19 protein-coding genes and 1 tRNA gene are annotated in these 19,284 nt (G+C 46.2%); 4 read left to right on the forward strand and 16 right to left on the reverse strand.

Annotated elements, in window-relative coordinates; all coding sequences use genetic code 11:
* Positions 1 to 117: 117 nt before the first annotated feature.
* The 3 genes from AABW11_RS18200 to pyrF are packed head-to-tail and all read right to left on the reverse strand — an operon-like array spanning position 118 to position 2,674.
* Positions 118 to 1,359, reverse strand: a complete 1,242-nt coding sequence (locus AABW11_RS18200) for a Gfo/Idh/MocA family protein (protein ID WP_340106735.1) — start codon at positions 1,357 to 1,359, stop codon at positions 118 to 120.
* Between the two features lie 29 nt (positions 1,360 to 1,388).
* The gene (rnhA, locus tag AABW11_RS18205; RefSeq protein WP_340106737.1) at positions 1,389 to 1,826 is read right to left on the reverse strand and encodes a ribonuclease HI; all 438 of its coding nucleotides are present in this window, start codon (positions 1,824 to 1,826) and stop codon (positions 1,389 to 1,391) included.
* Positions 1,823 to 2,674, reverse strand: a complete 852-nt coding sequence (gene pyrF / locus AABW11_RS18210) for an orotidine-5'-phosphate decarboxylase (protein ID WP_340106739.1) — start codon at positions 2,672 to 2,674, stop codon at positions 1,823 to 1,825. The genes rnhA and pyrF overlap by 4 nt, the downstream gene beginning before the upstream one ends.
* A gap of 175 nt (positions 2,675 to 2,849) precedes the next feature.
* Here pyrF and AABW11_RS18215 point away from each other — a divergent pair, with 175 nt between their 5' ends.
* Positions 2,850 to 3,611 (forward strand): class I SAM-dependent methyltransferase, encoded by a 762-nt coding sequence (locus tag AABW11_RS18215; protein WP_340106741.1) that lies wholly within the window; start codon positions 2,850 to 2,852, stop codon positions 3,609 to 3,611.
* Between the two features lie 416 nt (positions 3,612 to 4,027).
* Here AABW11_RS18215 and AABW11_RS18220 read toward each other — a convergent pair whose 3' ends face one another.
* From AABW11_RS18220 to AABW11_RS18265, 11 genes are all read right to left on the reverse strand, one after another.
* Positions 4,028 to 4,618: a hypothetical protein gene (locus tag AABW11_RS18220; protein WP_340106743.1), complete on the reverse strand. Its 591-nt coding sequence runs from the start codon at positions 4,616 to 4,618 to the stop codon at positions 4,028 to 4,030.
* Positions 4,611 to 5,102, reverse strand: coding sequence for an RNA polymerase sigma factor (locus AABW11_RS18225; RefSeq protein ID WP_340106745.1), 492 nt, complete (start codon positions 5,100 to 5,102; stop codon positions 4,611 to 4,613). Before AABW11_RS18225 ends, AABW11_RS18220 begins: the two co-directional genes overlap by 8 nt.
* A complete protein-coding gene (locus AABW11_RS18230; protein ID WP_340106747.1) occupies positions 5,099 to 5,989 on the reverse strand; it encodes an alpha/beta fold hydrolase in 891 nt (296 codons plus the stop codon). Before AABW11_RS18230 ends, AABW11_RS18225 begins: the two co-directional genes overlap by 4 nt.
* Before the next feature lie 401 nt (positions 5,990 to 6,390).
* Positions 6,391 to 6,684 (reverse strand): CPBP family glutamic-type intramembrane protease, encoded by a 294-nt coding sequence (locus AABW11_RS20220; protein WP_445263802.1) that lies wholly within the window; start codon positions 6,682 to 6,684, stop codon positions 6,391 to 6,393.
* Positions 6,685 to 6,927: 243 nt separating this feature from the next.
* On the reverse strand, positions 6,928 to 7,587 hold the full coding sequence (locus AABW11_RS18235) for a hypothetical protein (protein WP_340106749.1): 660 nt from the start codon (positions 7,585 to 7,587) through the stop codon (positions 6,928 to 6,930).
* Between the two features lie 57 nt (positions 7,588 to 7,644).
* Positions 7,645 to 8,202: an aminoacyl-tRNA hydrolase gene (gene pth / locus AABW11_RS18240; RefSeq protein ID WP_340106751.1), complete on the reverse strand. Its 558-nt coding sequence runs from the start codon at positions 8,200 to 8,202 to the stop codon at positions 7,645 to 7,647.
* A gap of 24 nt (positions 8,203 to 8,226) precedes the next feature.
* Positions 8,227 to 8,919: a 50S ribosomal protein L25 gene (locus AABW11_RS18245; RefSeq protein WP_340106753.1), complete on the reverse strand. Its 693-nt coding sequence runs from the start codon at positions 8,917 to 8,919 to the stop codon at positions 8,227 to 8,229.
* Between the two features lie 18 nt (positions 8,920 to 8,937).
* Positions 8,938 to 9,873, reverse strand: coding sequence for a ribose-phosphate diphosphokinase (locus tag AABW11_RS18250; protein ID WP_340106755.1), 936 nt, complete (start codon positions 9,871 to 9,873; stop codon positions 8,938 to 8,940).
* 63 nt (positions 9,874 to 9,936) lie between these two features.
* Positions 9,937 to 10,007 (reverse strand) — tRNA-Gln (locus AABW11_RS18255).
* Positions 10,008 to 10,056: 49 nt separating this feature from the next.
* On the reverse strand, positions 10,057 to 11,238 hold the full coding sequence (locus AABW11_RS18260; RefSeq protein WP_340106757.1) for a DUF2851 family protein: 1,182 nt from the start codon (positions 11,236 to 11,238) through the stop codon (positions 10,057 to 10,059).
* On the reverse strand, positions 11,231 to 11,458 hold the full coding sequence (locus AABW11_RS18265; RefSeq protein ID WP_340106759.1) for a hypothetical protein: 228 nt from the start codon (positions 11,456 to 11,458) through the stop codon (positions 11,231 to 11,233). Before AABW11_RS18265 ends, AABW11_RS18260 begins: the two co-directional genes overlap by 8 nt.
* A 590-nt stretch (positions 11,459 to 12,048) precedes the next feature.
* Here AABW11_RS18265 and AABW11_RS18270 point away from each other — a divergent pair.
* The 3 genes from AABW11_RS18270 to AABW11_RS18280 are packed head-to-tail and all read left to right on the forward strand — an operon-like array spanning position 12,049 to position 14,786.
* Positions 12,049 to 12,528: a phosphoribosyltransferase family protein gene (locus tag AABW11_RS18270; RefSeq protein ID WP_340106761.1), complete on the forward strand. Its 480-nt coding sequence runs from the start codon at positions 12,049 to 12,051 to the stop codon at positions 12,526 to 12,528.
* Positions 12,529 to 12,536: 8 nt separating this feature from the next.
* Positions 12,537 to 13,415 carry a DUF3078 domain-containing protein gene (locus AABW11_RS18275; RefSeq protein ID WP_340106763.1) on the forward strand — a complete coding sequence of 293 codons (879 nt, stop codon included), beginning with the start codon at positions 12,537 to 12,539 and terminating at the stop codon, positions 13,413 to 13,415.
* A 9-nt stretch (positions 13,416 to 13,424) separates the two neighbouring features.
* On the forward strand, positions 13,425 to 14,786 hold the full coding sequence (locus AABW11_RS18280; RefSeq protein WP_340106765.1) for a pyridoxal phosphate-dependent decarboxylase family protein: 1,362 nt from the start codon (positions 13,425 to 13,427) through the stop codon (positions 14,784 to 14,786).
* On the opposite strand, the gene AABW11_RS18285 is transcribed toward AABW11_RS18280, so the two are convergent.
* Together AABW11_RS18285 and asd are read right to left on the reverse strand one after the other, a co-directional pair.
* On the reverse strand, positions 14,783 to 17,680 hold the full coding sequence (locus tag AABW11_RS18285; RefSeq protein WP_340106767.1) for a lamin tail domain-containing protein: 2,898 nt from the start codon (positions 17,678 to 17,680) through the stop codon (positions 14,783 to 14,785). The two genes, AABW11_RS18280 and AABW11_RS18285, sit on opposite strands and share 4 nt — an antisense overlap.
* A 510-nt stretch (positions 17,681 to 18,190) precedes the next feature.
* Positions 18,191 to 19,246 (reverse strand): aspartate-semialdehyde dehydrogenase, encoded by a 1,056-nt coding sequence (gene asd, locus AABW11_RS18290; RefSeq protein WP_340106769.1) that lies wholly within the window; start codon positions 19,244 to 19,246, stop codon positions 18,191 to 18,193.
* Positions 19,247 to 19,284 lie beyond the last annotated feature (38 nt).

A 19,284-nucleotide genomic window follows, 5' to 3' on the forward strand; every position in this document is an offset into this window, starting at 1 on the left:
TCGAAGGGGGACACTCCAGAATAAACTCATTATTGGACCTAAAGTTATAGGTTCTAAGTTGATACCTCGTGGGCTCTGCCCCGAGGTAGTTTATTTCTTCTCTCAATCGTACTGAGTTTACAAAAGTATTTCAGCCCCTTCTCCCATTGAAATTTTTGATTTAAAACCGTCAAGACGCTCAATCGTTTCTGCATCGTCCAGGTATACCGTTCGCTGTTCTTCGTGCGAGAGATAAGCAGCCTGCACGAGGCTGGAAATTTCAAGCCCGTAATCCCAGGTCAACGTACCGTTTTTATTGTTGAGGAAGGCCTGAACGGCATCCCTCATCTCTCCGGCATACCCATACAAATCTGCCTCATTAGGCTGAATAGCAAGCAATCCTTTGGTTGACGTCGATTTTTCCAAGGCGGCTTCGGAGTCGGCAACTGCTTCCGCAGCTTCATCACCGATGAATATTTCAGAAGGGGAAATCAGCGTATTTACTTCCATGGCATACCCCGGGCCAAGGCCATCCATTGAGAGGCGAAGCCCCTGTTTGTCGAACATCCAGGAATCCGTGAATTGTCCTTTCAGGATCTGGCCGGTCTCGGGGTTCCTGAACGTCACAATTCCCGTTGCAAAATCTTCGGCCGGTGTTTTTGAATAGTCCACACCGTAAGTATCCAGTAACTGTTGACGGTATTTGGGCTGTCCCCATTTCAGCAGGCTCATATCGCACTGCATGGACAGTGGTTCAAGAAACGAGGGATCTTTTCCGGGGGGCGTGAGCATGTGCCGGCAAACGGCAACGCTGTGGCAGCCCATGTCGGACATGGCACCACCACCCTGCTGGGTAGGGTCCCAGAACCAGGAGCTGTGGGGCCCGGCGTGTTCCTCAGTACTGCGGGCAAGCATCAACCCGCCCATTGATACCATCTGGGGGCGAAGCTGCTCTAGGCCGTTATTAATCGCATTCATGAAGAGCATGTTTTCGAAATAGGCAGTCTTCAGTTCGGCTCTCTTGGCCAGTTCCACCATTTGTCGAGATTCTTCCATGTTTCTGCCTAAGGGCTTTTCACAGATCACGCCGGTGAGGTCTGAACCTGAGGTAACAGCATCGGCTATTTGCTCCATTGTAGTTACACGGGCAAAATTTGGCGTAAGAATGGCAATGGCGTCACTCGCATCTACTACCTCTTTGATGGATGCTGAGATGATTGGATCGCCGAGGTGATTATCTCTGGCATAAGAAGCCAGTTTCTTAGCATCAGACCGCTCATAAATAGCAGAAATTTCACAATTTCGAACCTGGATCATTGCTTTGGCGATAAATTGCGCAATGAATCCCGATCCAATAAACCCGATTTTTAATGACTTCATAAGATTTTGTTTTGGTTGTAGTTATAAACTCAAAAATGCTGTTTGGATGCTGCAACGGCAATCCGGTCGACACGGTTGTTTAGCTCGTTTGTGGAATGGCCTTTTACCTTAATCCAGTCAACTTTGTGAGGAGCCATAACCTTCAGCATCTCTTTCCACAAATCCTGGTTTTCCACCGGTTTTTTGTTCGATTTTTTCCAGCCTCTTTTCTGCCAGTTTTTAATCCAGTTCTGGTTAAACGCGTTAATGATCAGCGCACTGTCGCTATGGATTTTTACGTGGCATTTTTCTTTCAGCGCCCGGAGGCCTTCAATGATAGCTTTCATCTCCATCCGGTTATTGGTTGTATTGGGTTCTCCGCCCGAAAGCTCTCTTTCTTTCCCATTCCAGATAAGCAGAGCGCCCCATCCTCCGGGACCGGGATTGCCGCTGCATGCGCCATCAGTGTATAAAATAACTTCTTTCATTCTGTGGTAATATAATTTTGTGTGATGGGATCCAGCTGTAGCCTTGTTTCTGAGGCTTTAACGGCTACCAGTTCTTCCCAGTTTTCGTTGTCGCCCCCGGCGTAAAGAATAGCCCTTGAGGAATTGATGAGGGGCAGTCCCGTATGATTCCTTAACATTTCGTTTAACTGCACCGGGTCACCACCTTGCGCGCCAATACCGGGAATAAGCAGATGCGCATCGGAGTTTACCTTTAAAATTTGTTGTGATGCCTCGGTTTGTGTAGCGCCGATCACCATACCAATACTGGCTTTAGAATGGACTTGCTTTTTCTTGAGTTGTTCAGAAATATATTCACCAAGCGTAGCTCTGTTTTTAGCCGGAATCTGTAAAAAGTCGGCAGCGCCCCGGTTCGATGTCATCGTCAGAACATAAACGGCTTTGGAACTGTCATTCAGATACGGATCCAGTGTTTCAAGCCCCATTAGCGGGTTAAGCGTAATGGCATCAACCATCAGACTGTCAAAGAATGCGTTTTTATATTTCTCGGCTGTGGTTCCAATATCCCCGCGTTTGGCATCGGCAATTATAATTTTGCCGTGCGGTATCACCTCTAAAAGGGACTCCATCACGCGCCAGCCACCGCTGCCCAGCGCCTCAAAAAACGCAAGATTGGGCTTGTATGCGGCAGCCTCAGATTTAGTTGATTCAATAACCCTGCGACAAAATTCAAACACAAGATCGTGTGTGTCATCAAACTGTTGCCGCAAGGGCAGCGGAATTTTACCGGGGTCGGGGTCAAGCCCAACGCTTAACACGGAATTGGAATACCGTATTGAGCGGGTCAATTTTTCTGTAAAGGTCATCATCTGTTTTAGCTATCGGTTGTGCCAAATATAGAAAAACATGACCACTTATCGGAAGGGAAATAACCGGCAACCGGCTGTACAAGAGATTCTATATCAAAGATGATATTATTCACCGCTCGTGCTATCTTATTTCCGCAGTTACGATGAATGAAATGGATCAAAAAAAGCAGGTTGGATGAGTTGGTTTGAGGAGTGGTTCGATAGTCCGCTGTATGAGTTTTTGTACGCGTACAGAAATGAAAAAGAGGCAAAAAAACTGGCGGATCATATTCAGCGTGAAATTCCTGCCGACCAGTACAAAAATATCGTTGATGTTGGATGTGGCAGGGGGCGGCATTCAATTGAGCTTGCCGAACGCGGGTACAATGTCACCGGGTTTGATCTGTCTCCCCAGGCTATCGAAAGGGCAGATCGGATCGCATCTGACAGGGGTCTGCAAAACGTGACATTTCTCGTAAATGACATGCGCCAGCCACTTGCCGGCCGGTTTGACGCAGCCATCAACCTGTTTACAACCTTTGGGTATTTTCTTGAAAACAAAGAAAATGAGCGGGTTTTGAAAAGTGTCAACAGTATGCTTAAAAAGAATGGGCTGTTTTTGATCGATTATTTTAATTCAGAAAAAGTAAAAAGCGAACTCGTTCCTAAAGAAGAGGGAAGCCACAAAGGAATTAACTATACAATTAGCCGGTATATCGAAAACAGGTGCGTTTATAAGAATATCCGGTTCAGCGGTAAAGGTTTTGAAAAGCCCAAAGAGTATACCGAGAGGGTAAAACTTTATGGGAAAGAATGGTTTGAGGAGAATTTAAACCGAGCAAGTTTTTCAATTCAAAATATATGGGGTAACTACAGCGGCAATTTATTTGTGGAATCGTCGTCGCCACGACTGATTATTTTAGCCCAGAAAAGAGAAGATATATCCAAAGAATATTAACAGGGTACTATGCGTAATTCATTCACAAAAATCCGATGCTTTCAGATCAAAAATAAATTTGAAAATTCAAAATAGAAGTCTTCCGCTAGCTGGCTGAGAGAGTTCTCCAACGGTATGGTATTATGAAAAAGGACACCATGCTAAGTTATTTTCGTACTGATGCATTATTTTTATTTTTTAGGGATATTTCCGGTCATTCTAAAAAAAATCAGTCCCGTCAAGCCCACATTTTTTGATGGATCACTTTTATTACACAACTGCTGCCTGAGATAGGCAAGGCTTTTGCCGGGAAATACAACTGTGAGCCGACCGAAGTCTGCCATCGCAGCGTAATTTTCCATTGGAGTATTATCTTGGGATGGGAGCAATCTCCAAAGACAGCCGTAATAAGCTGCAGGCCTGGATATCGGGCGGGACTACTCCTTTAAATCACGTCTTATGGATTTCAGCTCATCAATGACGCCGGACATAAATTTGATATCCTTTTTCCTCTTCTTATTCATGATGATCACAACCAGCAGCGAATAGCCGATAGTGGCCAAAGTAGCCCAGATCAGAGTTTTCAAATTTTCCGGGTAATATGAATCTGCGTAAAAAACAATCAGTAGAAGGTTCAGAACAGTTAAATAGATCCACAGGTACTGACGCTGCATCTTCAGCCGTAGCGAATAGGAAGCAATCAGTTTGTTGAGGTGTTCTGTTTCCGGTTTTCCGGGATCGGGTGCGGTGGTAATCGCCTTTATCCTCAGGAAGCCGGTCAGGAGCATGAGAGCCACCATGCCTGCTACCGTTGTCCAGGATGTAAGACTGCTGAAATTGTTGCTTACTGCAACCCATAGTATAATACCGATCGCAATAATAAATGCCAGCGACATCCAGATTGTGGAAAGCCGGTCTTTCTTCTGATCCTCTTTAATCACCTCCCGGAGTTTCCTTAACCGCTCGTCTATATTTTCCACATGAACGGATTGCCAAGCTTTCTGATATTGTTTTAGCCAGTCACTCATTGTCTTGTATACACTGTTTTAAAGTCGCTTTGATTCGGTTAATCTTTACGCCAACATAGTTTACGCTGATGCCGGCAATATCGGCGATCTCTTTATAGCTCAGCTCCTCGAGATGGAGAGTGATTATGAGCCTGTCCTGATCTTCCAGTCTGCGAATGCACGATCTCAACAACTCAAGTTCCTCTTTATTTGTGATTTCGTCAGCAGGTGAATCATACACCACCGGAGAATGCTCAAGCCGGTTCTCCCAGTGATGTTTCTTTAGCTTCCTGTTGAAAGAGATGGCGGTGTTTACAGTGACCCTGTAAATAAATGTAGAAAGCCTGGCTTCTCCGCGAAATGTCGAAAGAGACTTCCAGAGTGCAATCAACACCTCCTGGAAAAGGTCCTCTACCAGGTCTGCCTCGTAGATATATCCAAGGCAGACCCTGTAGATGGTATCTTTATGCATACGAATGATATCTTCGTAGCGCCTCTGGTTCATGATGATCGATCAATAAAAGCCATAATCTCTTTCTTTACCCACTCGGGATCATCATACATAATGAAATGTTTTGCCTTTTCAGCTACTTTCAGGGTTAAATTCCGCAGTTCCCGGTATTGTTCCGAATAGGTATCCCATACGGATTCCCTGGTAATCGACGGCATCGCCGGATTCTTTCCGCCGTAAGCTGCCAGAACCAATACCGGGGCCTCAATGGATGAGATATCATCCCGAAGATCGGTTCCCATCATCTCCATAGCGGTCCATGCCTCTGTTTTAAGATCAGAGTTTATAGCCCATTTTACAATTTCTTCCCGATGCTCATCTGAATCGATCATAGACTGAAGGCTCATGAGGCGCATTTCTCTCATCGACTCTTCATCCTGACCCTTCGTGGAGTTCAAGTACATCTTTGCCCTGGCCTCATTAAATCCCTCCGGAGCATTTGGGTTCATCGTGCCGGCCAGAAAGGGCAGGGCGTCCAGCACGATAACTTCCCGGACGCCCACATTTTTTTCCGATGCAATTTTAAGGCTCAGAAATCCACCCAGCGAGTGACCCAGTAACGTAACGTCACCCAGGTTTTTTTCATCGATATATTCCTCAACCGCTTTTTGAAACTCAGGAAGATAGCGGTCTGCTGTAATCGCGGGTTTTCCCGCATACCCGGCGAACGTTACAACGTGACATTCATAATATTCTGAGAGATATGAAAGCATCCCGTCAAAGAGGTCCCCGCTGCTCATCAGTCCGGGAAGTAATATGGCAGCAGGGCCCTGGCCATATTTTTCCACGTAGATGGTTTTGTTTTCCTGTGCCTGTACGGTTACGATACCAAAAATTAATAAAATGATCCATAGGGTGATCTTTCTAATAGATGTAAGCATAGTCATTTGATTTAGTTTAGGGTTCAATCTATTAGTCGCAGCAAATCTGGTTTTCTTACAGTCATTTTTAAATTTTTTTTTCAAAAAGCATTAAAACTGAAAGAACCCTCTTTTTTTAAAGAGGTCTTTTGAGTCGTAGCTGCTTTAAAAAGCAATGCTGATGGTTTCTTGAGAATATAGCCTCCCGAATATGATGCCTTTGTTTGAGATCAAATACTCAGGAGACGGAAGGTATGACCAATAGGACAGACAGGAAAAGAAAGGCTAAACTTGCGTTTGCAACAGACTTCAAATCAGTCTGCTCAGTGCGAGCAGCGCCAGTCATCGTAAAAGAGGTTTCGGGCCGCCTAAGTACACTCCCATGCGCCAGCACCGAAGGACACAGAGGCTCTTTGTTCTTGTTATGAGCCAGGCCGGAAAAAAGAAGCCAGCACCGCTGTGGCTGGAAACAGCAGGAACGCCCCGAGAATGAGAGAATCCGGATAATTATATCCGACTGGCAGAATCAGCGGAAAATGCCAGGAACCCCACAACGGACCTAGGAGTCTAATACCAAGCGTCCGTCCATAGCTACACACAAACTTATCTTGTAGATAGCCGTGCCAGCCTAACTCCTCCCCGAATGCTGCAATGCTGTTGATAATAGAGAAAGGAATTGCAGGCAATGTTAACATCCCTTCGGGAATCTGCTCCATTAACTACAAAGGCTGCCTGACCCTTTGATTGGTAAAATGGTGTTTGTGTTTTGTGCAGTGAGAGAAATACCCCAGGGAAATAATCTAAAATCAGGCAGCATGTTTAATCCTATCAAGTGTCATAGATGACCGATGTTACCTGCTGAATGGCTAAACTGGCTTGATGAGCACTTAGGAGAAGCTATACCGGTATTATATCATATGCCAGAATACTTTCCTGTTGAGCCGTTGCAGATAAACAACCTAAAGAACAGTTTCTTCAAACACTTCTTCTGCGCCGTGCGGCGGGTTATCAAGAGTCCAGGTTTCAAAGTAAAATTTTCGTTCAGAGCGAATACGCTTTCCGTTAATACTGAAAAATCGAAACTGATCTCCCACAAGTGATTTTAGCGGGTAAAACAGATCACGGTATATATTGTCTTTAGAGAACAGATGCAGATCGAAGCCATGATGCGCTTGTTCTTTGTAGATCAGAAGGTCGTCTGTTTTTAAAAGGGCGGCAATAAATTCTTTTTTGTGGCCGGCATTACTGCTGGAATCAATCGTGAGCTGCGGAAGATCCCAGGTTATGGAATCGTACTTCGACAGTATGATTGGTTCCCCGATGTTGCTGTTATCAATGGCCGACTCCAGGTTTTTATATCCCTCTCCGGTAAACACACGATAATCAGCCAGGGTGCTGCTGAGGTGGCGGATTATATCGTCATACGCTGAAAGCGTGTTGAGGCCAAAGCGCTCTTCGTCAAGTCGTGTACCGGTAATATAAAATTTTGAATAGGTAAGGTCCGGTTTGAGGAAATCTTCGAGTGAAGATGATACATCCTGGGTGTTGCGATCCGTATGTCGCTCTTTGAGCTGATCGAGCCGAAGATCGTGTTCAAAAATCAGTTTGAAGATATCCATGAGAGATACTATTGAGTTACAGAGAGATGGCAGAAAATTGTTAGCAAAAACAACCGCTCAGTTGTGGTCGTTCATAGCCTGTTCAATGCCGGCGCGCAAAAATGTAAACAGTGCTTCTAAGGAGTCATCAAGTGCTTCATCAATAAGGGGACGCTGCTCTTTTGAGAAGGGACTCAGTACATAATCAGCCTGCCGCCCGCGGCTAAAATCGTTTCCAACCCCGATTCGTAAGCGAGGAAATATCCGTGTTTGCATCCGGTCAATAATATCCTGGATCCCGTTATGGCCGCCTGCACTACCCGATGGCCGGAGCCGTATTTTTCCAGGTGGCAAGTTAATATCGTCGTAACAGACGAGGCAGTCAGACAAGGAGCTGCCGGTGATGGCAAGGGCGCTCGAGACAGCCCTGCCACTTCGATTCATCAACGTGGTTGGTTTAATCAAGTGAACCGGCCGGCCTTTAAATGAGCCTTCCGCAATCAAAAAAGGCCCGCCTGCCGTGGAAAATTCCACTGACAATTCGCGAGCCATTTTATCTACAAGTTCAAACCCAACGTTATGGCGGGTACCGTTGTACTCCGCACCGATGTTACCTAAACCAACGATTAACGCCATGGGTATCGGGACTGTACCCGGTTATTATTTTTCAGCCTCTTCTTCGGCACCCTCTTCAGGTTCTTCGCCCTCTTCGAGCTCTTCACCTTCTTCAAGTTCAACCTCTTCCTCAGCAATCGCTTCTTCTTCAACAGGAATAGAGGATGTAAACAGAGCTTCGGATTTTGGAGGTGCGATGGTGACTATTGTTCTGGAATCGTCATCGAGTGCCACTGCATCTTCCATATCGAGATCACCGACATGAATGGAATCTCCAATTTCAAGCGACGTAATATCCACTTCGAAAGACGATGGGATACTGTCGGGTAACACTTTAATGGTAACAATTCGCATGGGCTGGAACACACGTCCGCCACCGTCACGAACACCAATAGCCGTCCCCGTAATGCGAATAGGCACTTTCAGAGTCACGGGAATATCGGATTCGAGTACATAAAAATCGGCGTGCAGCGCACGATCTGTTACCGGGTGAAAATCCACATCTTTCAGTAGTGTACGGTAATCTTTGCCGTCTACTGTAAGCGTCTGGAGTTTCGTTGCACTGCGAGATAAGATTTTTTCAAGATCACTTTCCAGAATGGAAAAATGAACATTCTCTTTCTGCTTCGGTCCGTATAAAACGGCGGGAATGCGAAGTTCGTCACGCAGCCTGTCGGACTCTTTTCTGCCTGATTCTCTTTTGGTTCCCTCTAATGGGTATATTTCTGGTTGCGTCATGGTGTGTTCAGTTATTAATTAATCATCAAAAAGTGCGCTGATCGTATCATTCGTGTGAATACGCTCAATTGCTTCAGCAAAAATATCGGCAACACTCAGTACTTTAATTTTATTTGATGGCTTTCGCAGCGGAACAGTGTCCGTCACGAGTAATTCATCAATTGGCGAATCTTCAATTCGCTGGTAGGCCGGTCCGGAAAGTATCGGGTGCGTTGATGCGGCTCTGATACTCAGAGCGCCGCGCTCTTTCAGAGCCACGGCGGCATTAGTGAGCGTGCCGGCCGTATCAATCAAATCATCAATGATCAATACATTCTTGTCCTCAACCTCGCCGATAATGTTCATCACCTCGGCGATATTCTGTTTCGGCCTTCGTTTATCAATAAATGCAAGGCTTGCCCCAATCCGTTTGGAATAAGAACGAGCCATTTTAATACTGCCTACGTCCGGTGCAACAACTACAAGGTTGTCGATCGGATCTTCTTTTTTATAATGGTCAATAAAAGCCCGGCTTGCGTACAAGTGATCAAGCGGGATATCAAAAAATCCCTGGATCTGTGATGCATGCAAGTCCATTGTCAAAATTCTGTCAGCCCCGGCTTCAACTAATAAGTTTGCCATCAGCTTTGCGGCGATAGACACGCGTGGCTGATCTTTTCGGTCCTGCCGCGCATACCCAAAATATGGGATAACAGCTGTGACCCGCTTTACTGATGCCCGCTTGGCAGCGTCGAGCAAGAGCAATAGTTCAATAATATTATCACCGGGAGGGGGTGTGGATTGAATCACAAATACATCCTCTCCCCGAATACTTTGTTCGTACTTGGCATAAAGCTCACCATCAGAAAAAGATTTGATGGTCAATTCACCAAGCTTTGTTCCGTAACTTTCAGCAATGGCCCGGGATAGTGCAATGTTGCTTCTCCCGGCAAATATAGCTAAAGGCGTATCCAACGAACATTGATTCAAGTGTGAATAAAAGAAAAAGGATGACCGATTCGGCATCCTTTTCATGTGTTGCCCGGGGAGGATTCGAACCCCCACTGACTGGACCAAAACCAGCTGTCCTGCCATTAGACGACCGGGCATTCTGCTAAAGTTAACAGACACCAAAGATAGAAAGGTAAAATTTTTCAGTCAAGGATTAATTGCTTTTTTAAACACTTTGCACCGATGACAGTTCAAAGGCCGGCAATATCGCTTCAGCTGATGGGCTAAACCCGGCTTGAGAGTCTTTTTATTGATAATGAAACCGGCCGACCGAAAAGGAGCCACAACTTCGCCGGGAACATTGCCGGGAGCGTTAACCCATTGCTGATAAGCAAATTGTTTGAGTGGTTGAGCGTGTAAAAATTCCCCCAACAGGTAAGTGGCGGGGTAAAAGACAGTGTGCCGTAAGATGGAGCGCATCTGCCCGCCCGGCTGCAAGTTGTCTGGAATTCTGCGTATGATTTGAGTCCAGGCTTCCGGATTTGTCGATAAATATGATTTGAATGGAAGGTTGTGAATTGTGAAATAGAGCGCCGCTGCCTGGGTAACGCGTTTCGACGGAAGGCTTGCCGGCCGCATGCCGCTGGTAATCCATTCAATTGGATGACCGGAATCCTTATCAAACGCAACTGACGTGGCGAAGCGGATGAAGTCGTTTAAAGATGTGGGAAGCGTTGATCTGTAAATTCTGTCATGGAATTGCTCCATCTCGCTGCGGTTACGCGGGATCCCAAGTGTATGAAAGAGGCCTCGCGAAAGCATCTTGAGCCACGCCTTTGAAAGGGGAAGGTCGCTGTCGTAACGTTCGATCAGGAAATCGGTTTTATATTCGAAATAGTGCCGGTGTGCTTTCACAACCTGTGCTTCGAACGCTTCCTGACTGATGTATCGAAGGTTTCCGCTGCATGGCAGGCTAGACTGCCGTTTTCTTTCGAAGAGATGAATGAGAGATTTTTGCAGGAAAGGTTTGAGCCGCAACAGCGGAGGTGTTGTACCATCCGGTCTGACGGCCGGCGAACTGTTTGGAGAGCATCCCCCATCATAAACCACGTGGAGTACAACCCTGTTGAAACGCTCTGACCTCTGATGATTATGCTGCGACCAGTGACCGGGATGAATGTGAATTTCTACGTCGCCAAAAAGTTTGAGCGGGCCAATTCTGAAAGACGCGCCTAAAAAATCCGGACCGGCACCGGTGTTGAGTTCACCTGGTTCAATTATTTCCACCGGTTGACCCTCGGCTGTTCGCAAGGAGGTGGTATCAAACTCTAATTCCTGCCAGACCCATTGCAGCAGCGTTTCCTGATATGGATAGGCGCTGTTACTCATTCATGGCTAAATCAAGCCCGAGATCGTCCATCGAAGTATCGGTATCGAATTTCGGGATGGTAGGAGTTATTCTAATGTCTAGTAAAGATACATCAGGCAAGTTTACGGCCATAAGATGTTTTTTAAACGGATTGGCCAGCCGTGACGCCGTGTATCCGGCAATGAGGCCGGAAGCGAATAAGCCGCAGGCTGTTGCCGTTTTTTGAATGTTAAGTTTCATAAGTCTTGTGATGAAGTGAATAATTGTTCTAAAACCACCTTGACAGTTTAGATGTCGGACTTAAGGATATGTGTAAAAGTAACGATGGCAAAAAGTTCATGTTTTATATTGTTAAATATTCCGAGATTATGCAATAAATTATCGACTCTTTTTAGGCTCTCCTGCTCATAAATACTGTTTACGAATATTGCCAGAAAGCTGTTGAAAATTCTCGGGGCATTTGCCAGTTGCAGAGGGCTTTGCAGAACCAAGGATTTTGTCATGGTTCAAGGCCAGTCTGCTGTCGTGCGAACATATGCGTATTTAGTATAAACCTGAATTAGATTGTCATCAATACTGCTTTAGCCATTTGTTCCATATTTTTGAATCATGATTAGGTTATAAGTGAGGATTCCAATGTCACGATAACGATGAAAGTTGGCAAAAATGTGGGTAAAGTCCTCTTATTTTCCAATTTAAATAGGTCGGTATCAGCGTGTGAACCAGAAACTTTAAACGGAATCGTGTTTCTTATAACATTTAAAAATGAATAACTTAAATATTCTTAGAAAGGGTGAGGTTTTTTCGAAACTCCATAAATAGACAAAGTAATGATTTTACTGGATCATCAGCGATTGGCCCGTATTATAAAACGAATGGCATTTGAGGTGGTTGAAAAATCCCGCGGTAAACCCGTGGATTTAATAGGATTGAATGACCGTGGATTTGCCGTAGCCAAGCGAATGCAGGAATTTATAACTGAAGGAGCAGGGAGCAATGCAAAGCTTCATCAACTATATATAAATATGGATGAAGGGTTGGGTGGTTACGAGAGGCATAGTGACGAACTGGTTATGGTTGATGATGTTATCTACTCGGGAAAGACCATGTTCCGGGCACTCACAGGAATTCCGGAACTATATAGTTACGAGTTTGTTACAGTTGCGTCAGTAGTAGACCGCGGGCATCGGAAGCTTCCGGTTGAAGCCGATATCGTTGGCCTTAAAGTTCCAACAAAAGAAAACGAACATGTAGATTTTCAGCTGAAAAACAATCAGCCCTACCAGGTACTTCTAACCAAAAATAACTGAACGTTACAATGAAAAAATATATAGGAATACTATTCATTCTTCTGCTATCAATAACCCAACTGCAGGCACAGGAAACCATTGTGGTACCTGATACACTTTCCGGCTGGAGTTATGGCTGGGTTGCAGGTCTGAATGGTGCCCAGGCCTCGTATTCAAACTGGTCGCAGGGTGGTGTGAATAACATGGCTGTATCCGGTAACTCTACATTTCGGACCTATTACCGGGATGGTAAATTTTCCTATGGATTTCTTCTGAATACGCGATATGGAAAAACCCGGATTGATGGAGAAGGCACGCGGAAAACAGATGACCGCCTGTCTATCAGGAATCGGTTTTTGTACGACCTTGGTACAGATAGCAGTGATTTTTCAGTGTACGGAAATTTAAATTTCAGAACCCAGTTCGACCGCGGGTTTGATTACGGCGCAGGACCTGGAGGCGGTGATCTAGTGATTTCAAATTTCTTTTCACCTGCCTATATCAGCCAAAACGTAGGTATGCTATACAGTCCCGGAGAGTACTTTTCGTTTGAAGCGGGCGCAGGGCTCCGGCAGACAATCGTGTCTGGCGAAGATGTGTTAGATAACAATAATTACGGATTGCCCGCCGGTGATAACTTCAGAAATGAAGCCGGTGTCAACCTCGGGGCAAGTTACCAGCAGAATATTGCGTCTAATCTGTTGATGAGCGTTAATGCAGAGACCTTTACAAATGTGAATAAATCTCTTTCCAGCACCGATGTGTTCTTTTCAAGTGAATTTATCGGGCAGATTAACAGCCTGATAAATACAAGCCTTCGGTTTGATGTTGTCTATGATGATGATTTTTCGAAAGAGATTCAGCTTAGGCAATCGCTTACAGTGGGTATCTCATTTATTCTGATTTAACCAGCCGATTTGAACCGATACGAAGCATACCTTCCAATTTTACAATCGTCCCTCAGGGAGCTCGATGACTGGCGAACCCAGTATGGTGAGGAGCAGCTTGTAGGATTTACCGATACTCCGCAGATCATTGACATTATCCAGGATCTGCGAGAGCGGCTTGAGGGAAACTACCCGTTTCACCATCCGCAGTATGCAGGGCAGATGCTGAAACCGCCTCATCCGATCGCCTGGATTGCATACACCATGACGATGACGGTGAATCCTAATAATCATGCGCTTGATGGCGGACCACCAACGTCTGAGATGGAAAAAGAGGCTGTCGCCAGGCTGGCCGAAATGGTCGGATACGAGAATCCATATCTTGGGCATCTTACATCCGGCGGCACAATTGCCAATCTTGAGGCTCTTTTTGTGGCCCGGGAAATTCATCCTCAAAAAGCCATTGCAGCATCGTCAAAAGCCCACTACACCCACAGACGAATGTGCCGGGTACTCAATACGGAATTCATGGAAATACCGGATACTCACGACGGAGGTACAGACTGGAATTACTTAATGGAGAACCTGGATAAAGTTGGGACTGTGGTTGTAACCATGGGAACAACCGGTCTCGGCGATGTGGAACCGCTGGCTGATTTGTTGCCGGAGCTGAATAAACACGGCGTTAGAGTTCATGTGGATGCAGCTTATGGCGGGTTTTTTAAGATAATTGGATCGCAGCTACCATCATCAAACCATTGGGCATCTTTAAATGAGGCGGACAGTATTGTTATCGATCCCCATAAACATGGATTACAACCGTATGGCTGCGGCAGTATTATGTTCAAAGATCCGTCTGTTGGTTCATTTTTTAAACACGATTCGCCCTACACCTATTTTACATCTGATGATCTTCACCTGGGAGAAATCAGCCTGGAATGTTCACGGGCAGGCGCATCGGCTGCAGCATTTTGGGCAACGCTTCAGCTTTTTCCATTATCTGAAGATGGGCTCGGTGAATATATGACATCGACTGTAACGGCGGCAAAGCTGTTTTACAGGCTGCTCGAAAGGTCGGATAAATTCGAGTGTTTTAAAGAACCGGAGCTTGATATTCTGGCTTACTTTCCAATACCCAAAGATGAAACGCTGAGCAGCATATCAAAATTGAGTACCGCACTGTTTCAGGCCGGTGCCGAAGCCGCACCCAAGGAAGGGCTCCATTTGAGCCTGTATAAGCTGAAAGCTAAAGAGTTTAATGCACGTTTTCCTGAATATAAAGCGGATGATGAAACGGTGACACTATTACGCAGCGTGCTGATGAAACCCGAGCATGAACCATTTGTGACAAAACTGGCAGGCAGGCTCCATACGCTTTTGGACAAACTCTAAAATTGCCGAGCAAGTACTGCCACTTCTTTAAACTGTTTTTTGTCTCCATTGGAACTATTGAAGGCTTCTACATGGATAATGTAAATTCCGATTCGGGCGGTTACCCTGTCGTCAGTTCTTCCATTCCACGTTAATGAACCTTCAAAACCGGCAGGGTGGGAGTGAGCCAGTTTTCGGACTAGTCGACCATGCCTGTCAAATATTCGAACCCGGAGCATATAGTTTGGATCCTCAAAGGAGTAGCTAATGAATAGATTATCTTCATGGCCGTCGTCATCCGGCGAAAATGGGTTCGGCTCCAGAAGTATGTTACTTTTATCAGGCTCAAGCTGGGGTGTTTGATAGAGGGAATTCTCAGTCAGTGGAGTACCCCCTGATGGAACCGTGCTTGATCCCCAGTTGGCGGCGTTAGTTGATTCGCCGCCTGGATCTATTCGTTCAAGGGCTATTCCTTTTGTATCAATCAGGTTGGGGTTGTGCCACTCCTGACGATAGTAAACCTGGTCTATGACTGATCCGAGACTGTCGGCCAGAAAAATCTCACGGCCGGAGAGAGGCAGGCTAAGCGTGGTTCGCTCAGCCTGAAGCATTCGGAAATTCTCAGCACTTGTAAGATTGAAAAAACGGCCCGCCCGGCTCGAATCGACCGGCATTATCTCATCCTCCGGGTACACCATGGCAAATCCATGGGCCGGAATCCACTTCGAGCGGCTTGACAGGGGTATGATCTTCCTGACATCACCATTTTCGTCAGGTTGATCATGGATGTATACTCCTTCCATTGAAATTGCATAGGGCCGTCGATTGACCAGCTCGAGGTAGTCGGATTGATTGGGAAGCTGGTCAAAATCATCAGACAGAGGATCAAACATAATTTCATTAAACACCAGGTCTCCCGGTTGAAGTGGCCGGGCAACAGGGAGTTCCAGGCGTTCGGATCGGTTACCCTGGAAATCGGCGACCTCTTCAATTTCTACAAGAATTTCACTGTTCGAGCTGAATTCACCGGCCTCGATCATAAATTCATCTCCGCTTTGGCCCGGAGTTTCAACAACCGGTGCGGGGCGCTGGTTTAGATAGAATTCTGGATATTGAGCAGTATCAATGAATTCATCAAACCGAATCAATACGTTATCACTTGCAGGTTGAAAAGCAGCAAATACCAGGTTAGGAGGCATCTTGTCCGGACGAAACTGCGAATTTTGCCTGAGCGGTGTGGAACCATTCGTGGCCATGCTCGTTGACCAGTTCACCGGGTCGATGGATATGGCAGACGGATCTTTTCGCTCTAATGAAAAACCGGATTCGTTACCACCCCAGGAGGGCTCGTAAGCCAGGCTGTCGATTACGCGAGAATCTGAATGCCGTAGGACAATGTGGTCGCCGGTTGTGCGCAGAGGTACAATATCGGGGAGTTCAACGGCCTCTTGATTTAATTCGTGAAATCCAGCTACGTCCATGAACAGAAGATATCCGGAGGGGTCAAGGGTTGTGCCGGGTGGAATATCAGCGGCTCCGCGATCAGTCTCAAGTTTCCAGCCACTGAGGTTAAAGGTCTGATCAGTTAAATTAAACATCTCCACAAACTGCGGACTGCCGGAGTTTGCCCGTCGGTATAAAAACTCATTAATGACAATATCTCCGTTGAGAGCGTCACCAAATCGGTAGGTAGAGACCGATATGCCATCAGGCAGCCGCCATCCATCAACGCTGCTTAATCCATTCATCTGGGTGGTTATTTCGCCCGATGGTAAATCACCATCAAAAAGAAGACTTACCCTTGATGAGTCGAATTGAAGCTGGTTCGGTCTCAAAATTTGGTTGATAATAAAATCGTTCTGATTAGTTGCTGCAGGATCGGGCGGCAGGCTGAAGCTAAGTTCAATCGAACGGCTGGAGGTTATCTCAGCTCCGAGTAGAGTGAAAGGGTTTTCAAATGAAAAGCTTATTTCCTCGGATGATGGCAGGTCGCTTCCATATACATTTTTCAGCCCATCAACCTTAGCGGTGTAGTCACCATCGGGAATGATTGGCGGATAGTTGAGATGAATGCTGAATTCGGAGCTGCCGGGCCCAGCACTGAGCGGTTTTCCAAGAGACGTTACAGTAAGGTTGGCTGCCTGAACTGAACCGAAATCTACAGGATAGTTAAAGGTGAGCTCAATATCGGCTGCAGAAATAACCTCTGCACCGGTCATCCGAAAGGGATCAATGTTTTGAATGTGGAAGTCATCAAAAAAGAATGAGTTTACATTTCCTGATGAATAACGCATGAGCAGTCCAAAATATGACGACTCAGTATAGGTTTGATCGGTGACGGAATTTCCCTCGGCCGTGGGATTTACCTGTCGTCCGGGAGCAACAAACAGGCGCCAGGAGCCTTCCTCTGATCTCGTAACCTGAATAGTGTATCCAATTCCCTCCTCAATGACAGTGTCGGATTCAATCAGCTCAGTTTGACTACCGCCATCAAACCGGACCAGCCGAAACTTGCGGGGTGAGTCGTTATCGCCGGTTCGAAGTGCGTAGCCGCTGACGCTGCTTCCGTCCAGGTAGTTCAGGTCTGCCCGGTCGGCCATCAAAAAGATGAAGGCGCGGTTAAAGTTTGATGGAGTGAAATCCTGCCTGACATAAAACTGCCAGCTGCCTGTAACTGTACTGCTTTCAGTAACGATTTGTGTCCGGGTGGGATCCGGTTTTGCATCAAGCCGAAGCAAGGTATTGTTTGGTTCAGATTCCGTGTCAAAGCTGAAGTCGTTAAGATCGCCGCTCCAGGCCGGATTATTTGTGAGATCCTGGTCTTCAAACGTATCTATCAAAACGGTTGTCTGCGGGTAGACGGCAGCCGGAATAAGAATGGAAAAAAGTATACATGTAATCAGGCAGGTTTTCATCTCTCTGTGATTATTCCTGATGGGTGGATGCAGGGTAAAAAATTGAAAGCCGGAGGATCAGCTCCGGCTCCCAAAGAAGGATGTTCGGAAAGTGTTGCTCTGTCACTTCCCAAACGTATCTATGTTTAGTGTTCTCTATATGTATGATCAAAAAAGAGCCAAACCCTTACACTTTTTTTGAAAAATTATTTCAGCATTTAAATGATATAAAGGCAGTTTTTAAGAAATAGATGAAATCAAGAGAAAGAAAGCGGCAGCTCGTGTGCGAGAAAAATGTGCTTAATCTTAAGTGGTTTAATTCCCCGGCCCTATGGGTCGGTAAATAAAAGATAGCAGTCCCCCTTTGAAGGGGGAAGCGAACGTAGTGAGCTGGGGGATGACTATCTGAGTCTTAAATTTGCCCATGAGTTGATTCTAAAGCACAAATGATCATCCCCCATTGCCCCCTTCGAAGGGGGACACTCAATAAAAAGCTCATACTTTTGATAAACACGCACTGTAGATTATTCGCTACAAATACTCTTTTCTAACGAGCAGTTCTGCGTTCAAAATGGCACCACCGGCGGCTCCGCGAACAGTGTTGTGTGCCATCGCAATGTAGGACAGATCGAGAACATTCGACTTTCTCATCTTACCAACGCTTGTACGCATGCCCTGTTCACTATCTGCATGCAGCCGCGGCTGTGGGTAGAATGGGCTGTTGTGGTAGTAGATCGGGAAATCTGGCGCAGAGGGAAGATCAAGTTCTTTGATCGGGCTGACCCAGTTTTTATAGCGCTCGATGACCTCATCTTCTGATGCGGGCTTGTTTTCAAGTTCAACCGTAACCGACAGCATATGACCATTGATGACAGGGACTCGCGTTGCTGTTGCCTGGACCGGAAAAGACGCATGAGTGAGTTTGCCGTTGATCAGCGTTCCGAGGAGCTTGAGTGGTTCGGCGTGAATTTTTGACTCTTCTCCGCCGATGTGTGGAATCACATTTCCGAGGATGTCGAGCGACGGTACGCCGGGATATCCTGCACCTGAAATGGCCTGCATGGATGTCAAAATCACACTTTTGATTCCGTAATGATCGTGAAGCGGTTTGAGCGAGGTGGTCAAAGGAACGGCCACGCAGTTTGGGTTCGTCACGATCCAGCCGCTTCGGTCTTTAGTAAATGTTTGTGTGTCGATGAGCTGAATGTGGTCGGGGTTGACCTCCGGAATCAGCAGCGGCACGGTTGGATCAGTGCGGAAATTTTTGGCATTGCTTATAACCGGGATCCCGGCCGTGGCAAATGCCAGCTCAATGTCGCCGGCAACGGATGCGTCGAGCCCTGAAAAGACAAAATCCACATCGCTGAAATTTTTGGCCGTACACTCTTTTACTACGATATCAGCGACACTCGACGGAAGTTCGGCTGACTCAATCCAGTTGGCTGCCTCAGCATAGGATTTCCCTGCCGAGCGGCTTGATGCGCCAAGAGCCGCGATTTTAAACCAGGGGTGATTTTGAAGGAGACGGATGAATTTCTGACCAACGGCGCCGGTAGCACCAAGAATTCCTACGTTGTATTCAGGCATTGTAATCTGTAAAAGGTTTCTGTTTCAGGGGTGATGGT

Origin of the sequence: Rhodohalobacter sp. 8-1 (assembly GCF_038150125.1) — a bacterium.
GTDB lineage: Bacteria > Bacteroidota > Rhodothermia > Balneolales > Balneolaceae > SW132.

Excerpts from the sequence above, each read along its gene's own strand:
- AABW11_RS18200 (WP_340106735.1), bottom strand. The coding sequence starts at position 1,359 with ATGAAGTCATTAAAAATCGGGTTTATTGGATCGGGATTCATTGCGCAA.
- rnhA (WP_340106737.1), bottom strand. The coding sequence starts at position 1,826 with ATGAAAGAAGTTATTTTATACACTGATGGCGCATGCAGCGGCAATCCC.
- pyrF (WP_340106739.1), bottom strand. The coding sequence starts at position 2,674 with ATGATGACCTTTACAGAAAAATTGACCCGCTCAATACGGTATTCCAAT.
- AABW11_RS18215 (WP_340106741.1), top strand. The coding sequence starts at position 2,850 with ATGAGTTGGTTTGAGGAGTGGTTCGATAGTCCGCTGTATGAGTTTTTG.
- AABW11_RS18220 (WP_340106743.1), bottom strand. The coding sequence starts at position 4,618 with ATGAGTGACTGGCTAAAACAATATCAGAAAGCTTGGCAATCCGTTCAT.
- AABW11_RS18225 (WP_340106745.1), bottom strand. The coding sequence starts at position 5,102 with ATGAACCAGAGGCGCTACGAAGATATCATTCGTATGCATAAAGATACC.
- AABW11_RS18230 (WP_340106747.1), bottom strand. The coding sequence starts at position 5,989 with ATGCTTACATCTATTAGAAAGATCACCCTATGGATCATTTTATTAATT.
- AABW11_RS20220 (WP_445263802.1), bottom strand. The coding sequence starts at position 6,684 with ATGGAGCAGATTCCCGAAGGGATGTTAACATTGCCTGCAATTCCTTTC.
- AABW11_RS18235 (WP_340106749.1), bottom strand. The coding sequence starts at position 7,587 with ATGGATATCTTCAAACTGATTTTTGAACACGATCTTCGGCTCGATCAG.
- pth (WP_340106751.1), bottom strand. The coding sequence starts at position 8,202 with ATGGCGTTAATCGTTGGTTTAGGTAACATCGGTGCGGAGTACAACGGT.
- AABW11_RS18245 (WP_340106753.1), bottom strand. The coding sequence starts at position 8,919 with ATGACGCAACCAGAAATATACCCATTAGAGGGAACCAAAAGAGAATCA.
- AABW11_RS18260 (WP_340106757.1), bottom strand. The coding sequence starts at position 11,238 with ATGAGTAACAGCGCCTATCCATATCAGGAAACGCTGCTGCAATGGGTC.
- AABW11_RS18265 (WP_340106759.1), bottom strand. The coding sequence starts at position 11,458 with ATGAAACTTAACATTCAAAAAACGGCAACAGCCTGCGGCTTATTCGCT.
- AABW11_RS18270 (WP_340106761.1), top strand. The coding sequence starts at position 12,049 with ATGATTTTACTGGATCATCAGCGATTGGCCCGTATTATAAAACGAATG.
- AABW11_RS18275 (WP_340106763.1), top strand. The coding sequence starts at position 12,537 with ATGAAAAAATATATAGGAATACTATTCATTCTTCTGCTATCAATAACC.
- AABW11_RS18285 (WP_340106767.1), bottom strand. The coding sequence starts at position 17,680 with ATGAAAACCTGCCTGATTACATGTATACTTTTTTCCATTCTTATTCCG.
- asd (WP_340106769.1), bottom strand. The coding sequence starts at position 19,246 with ATGCCTGAATACAACGTAGGAATTCTTGGTGCTACCGGCGCCGTTGGT.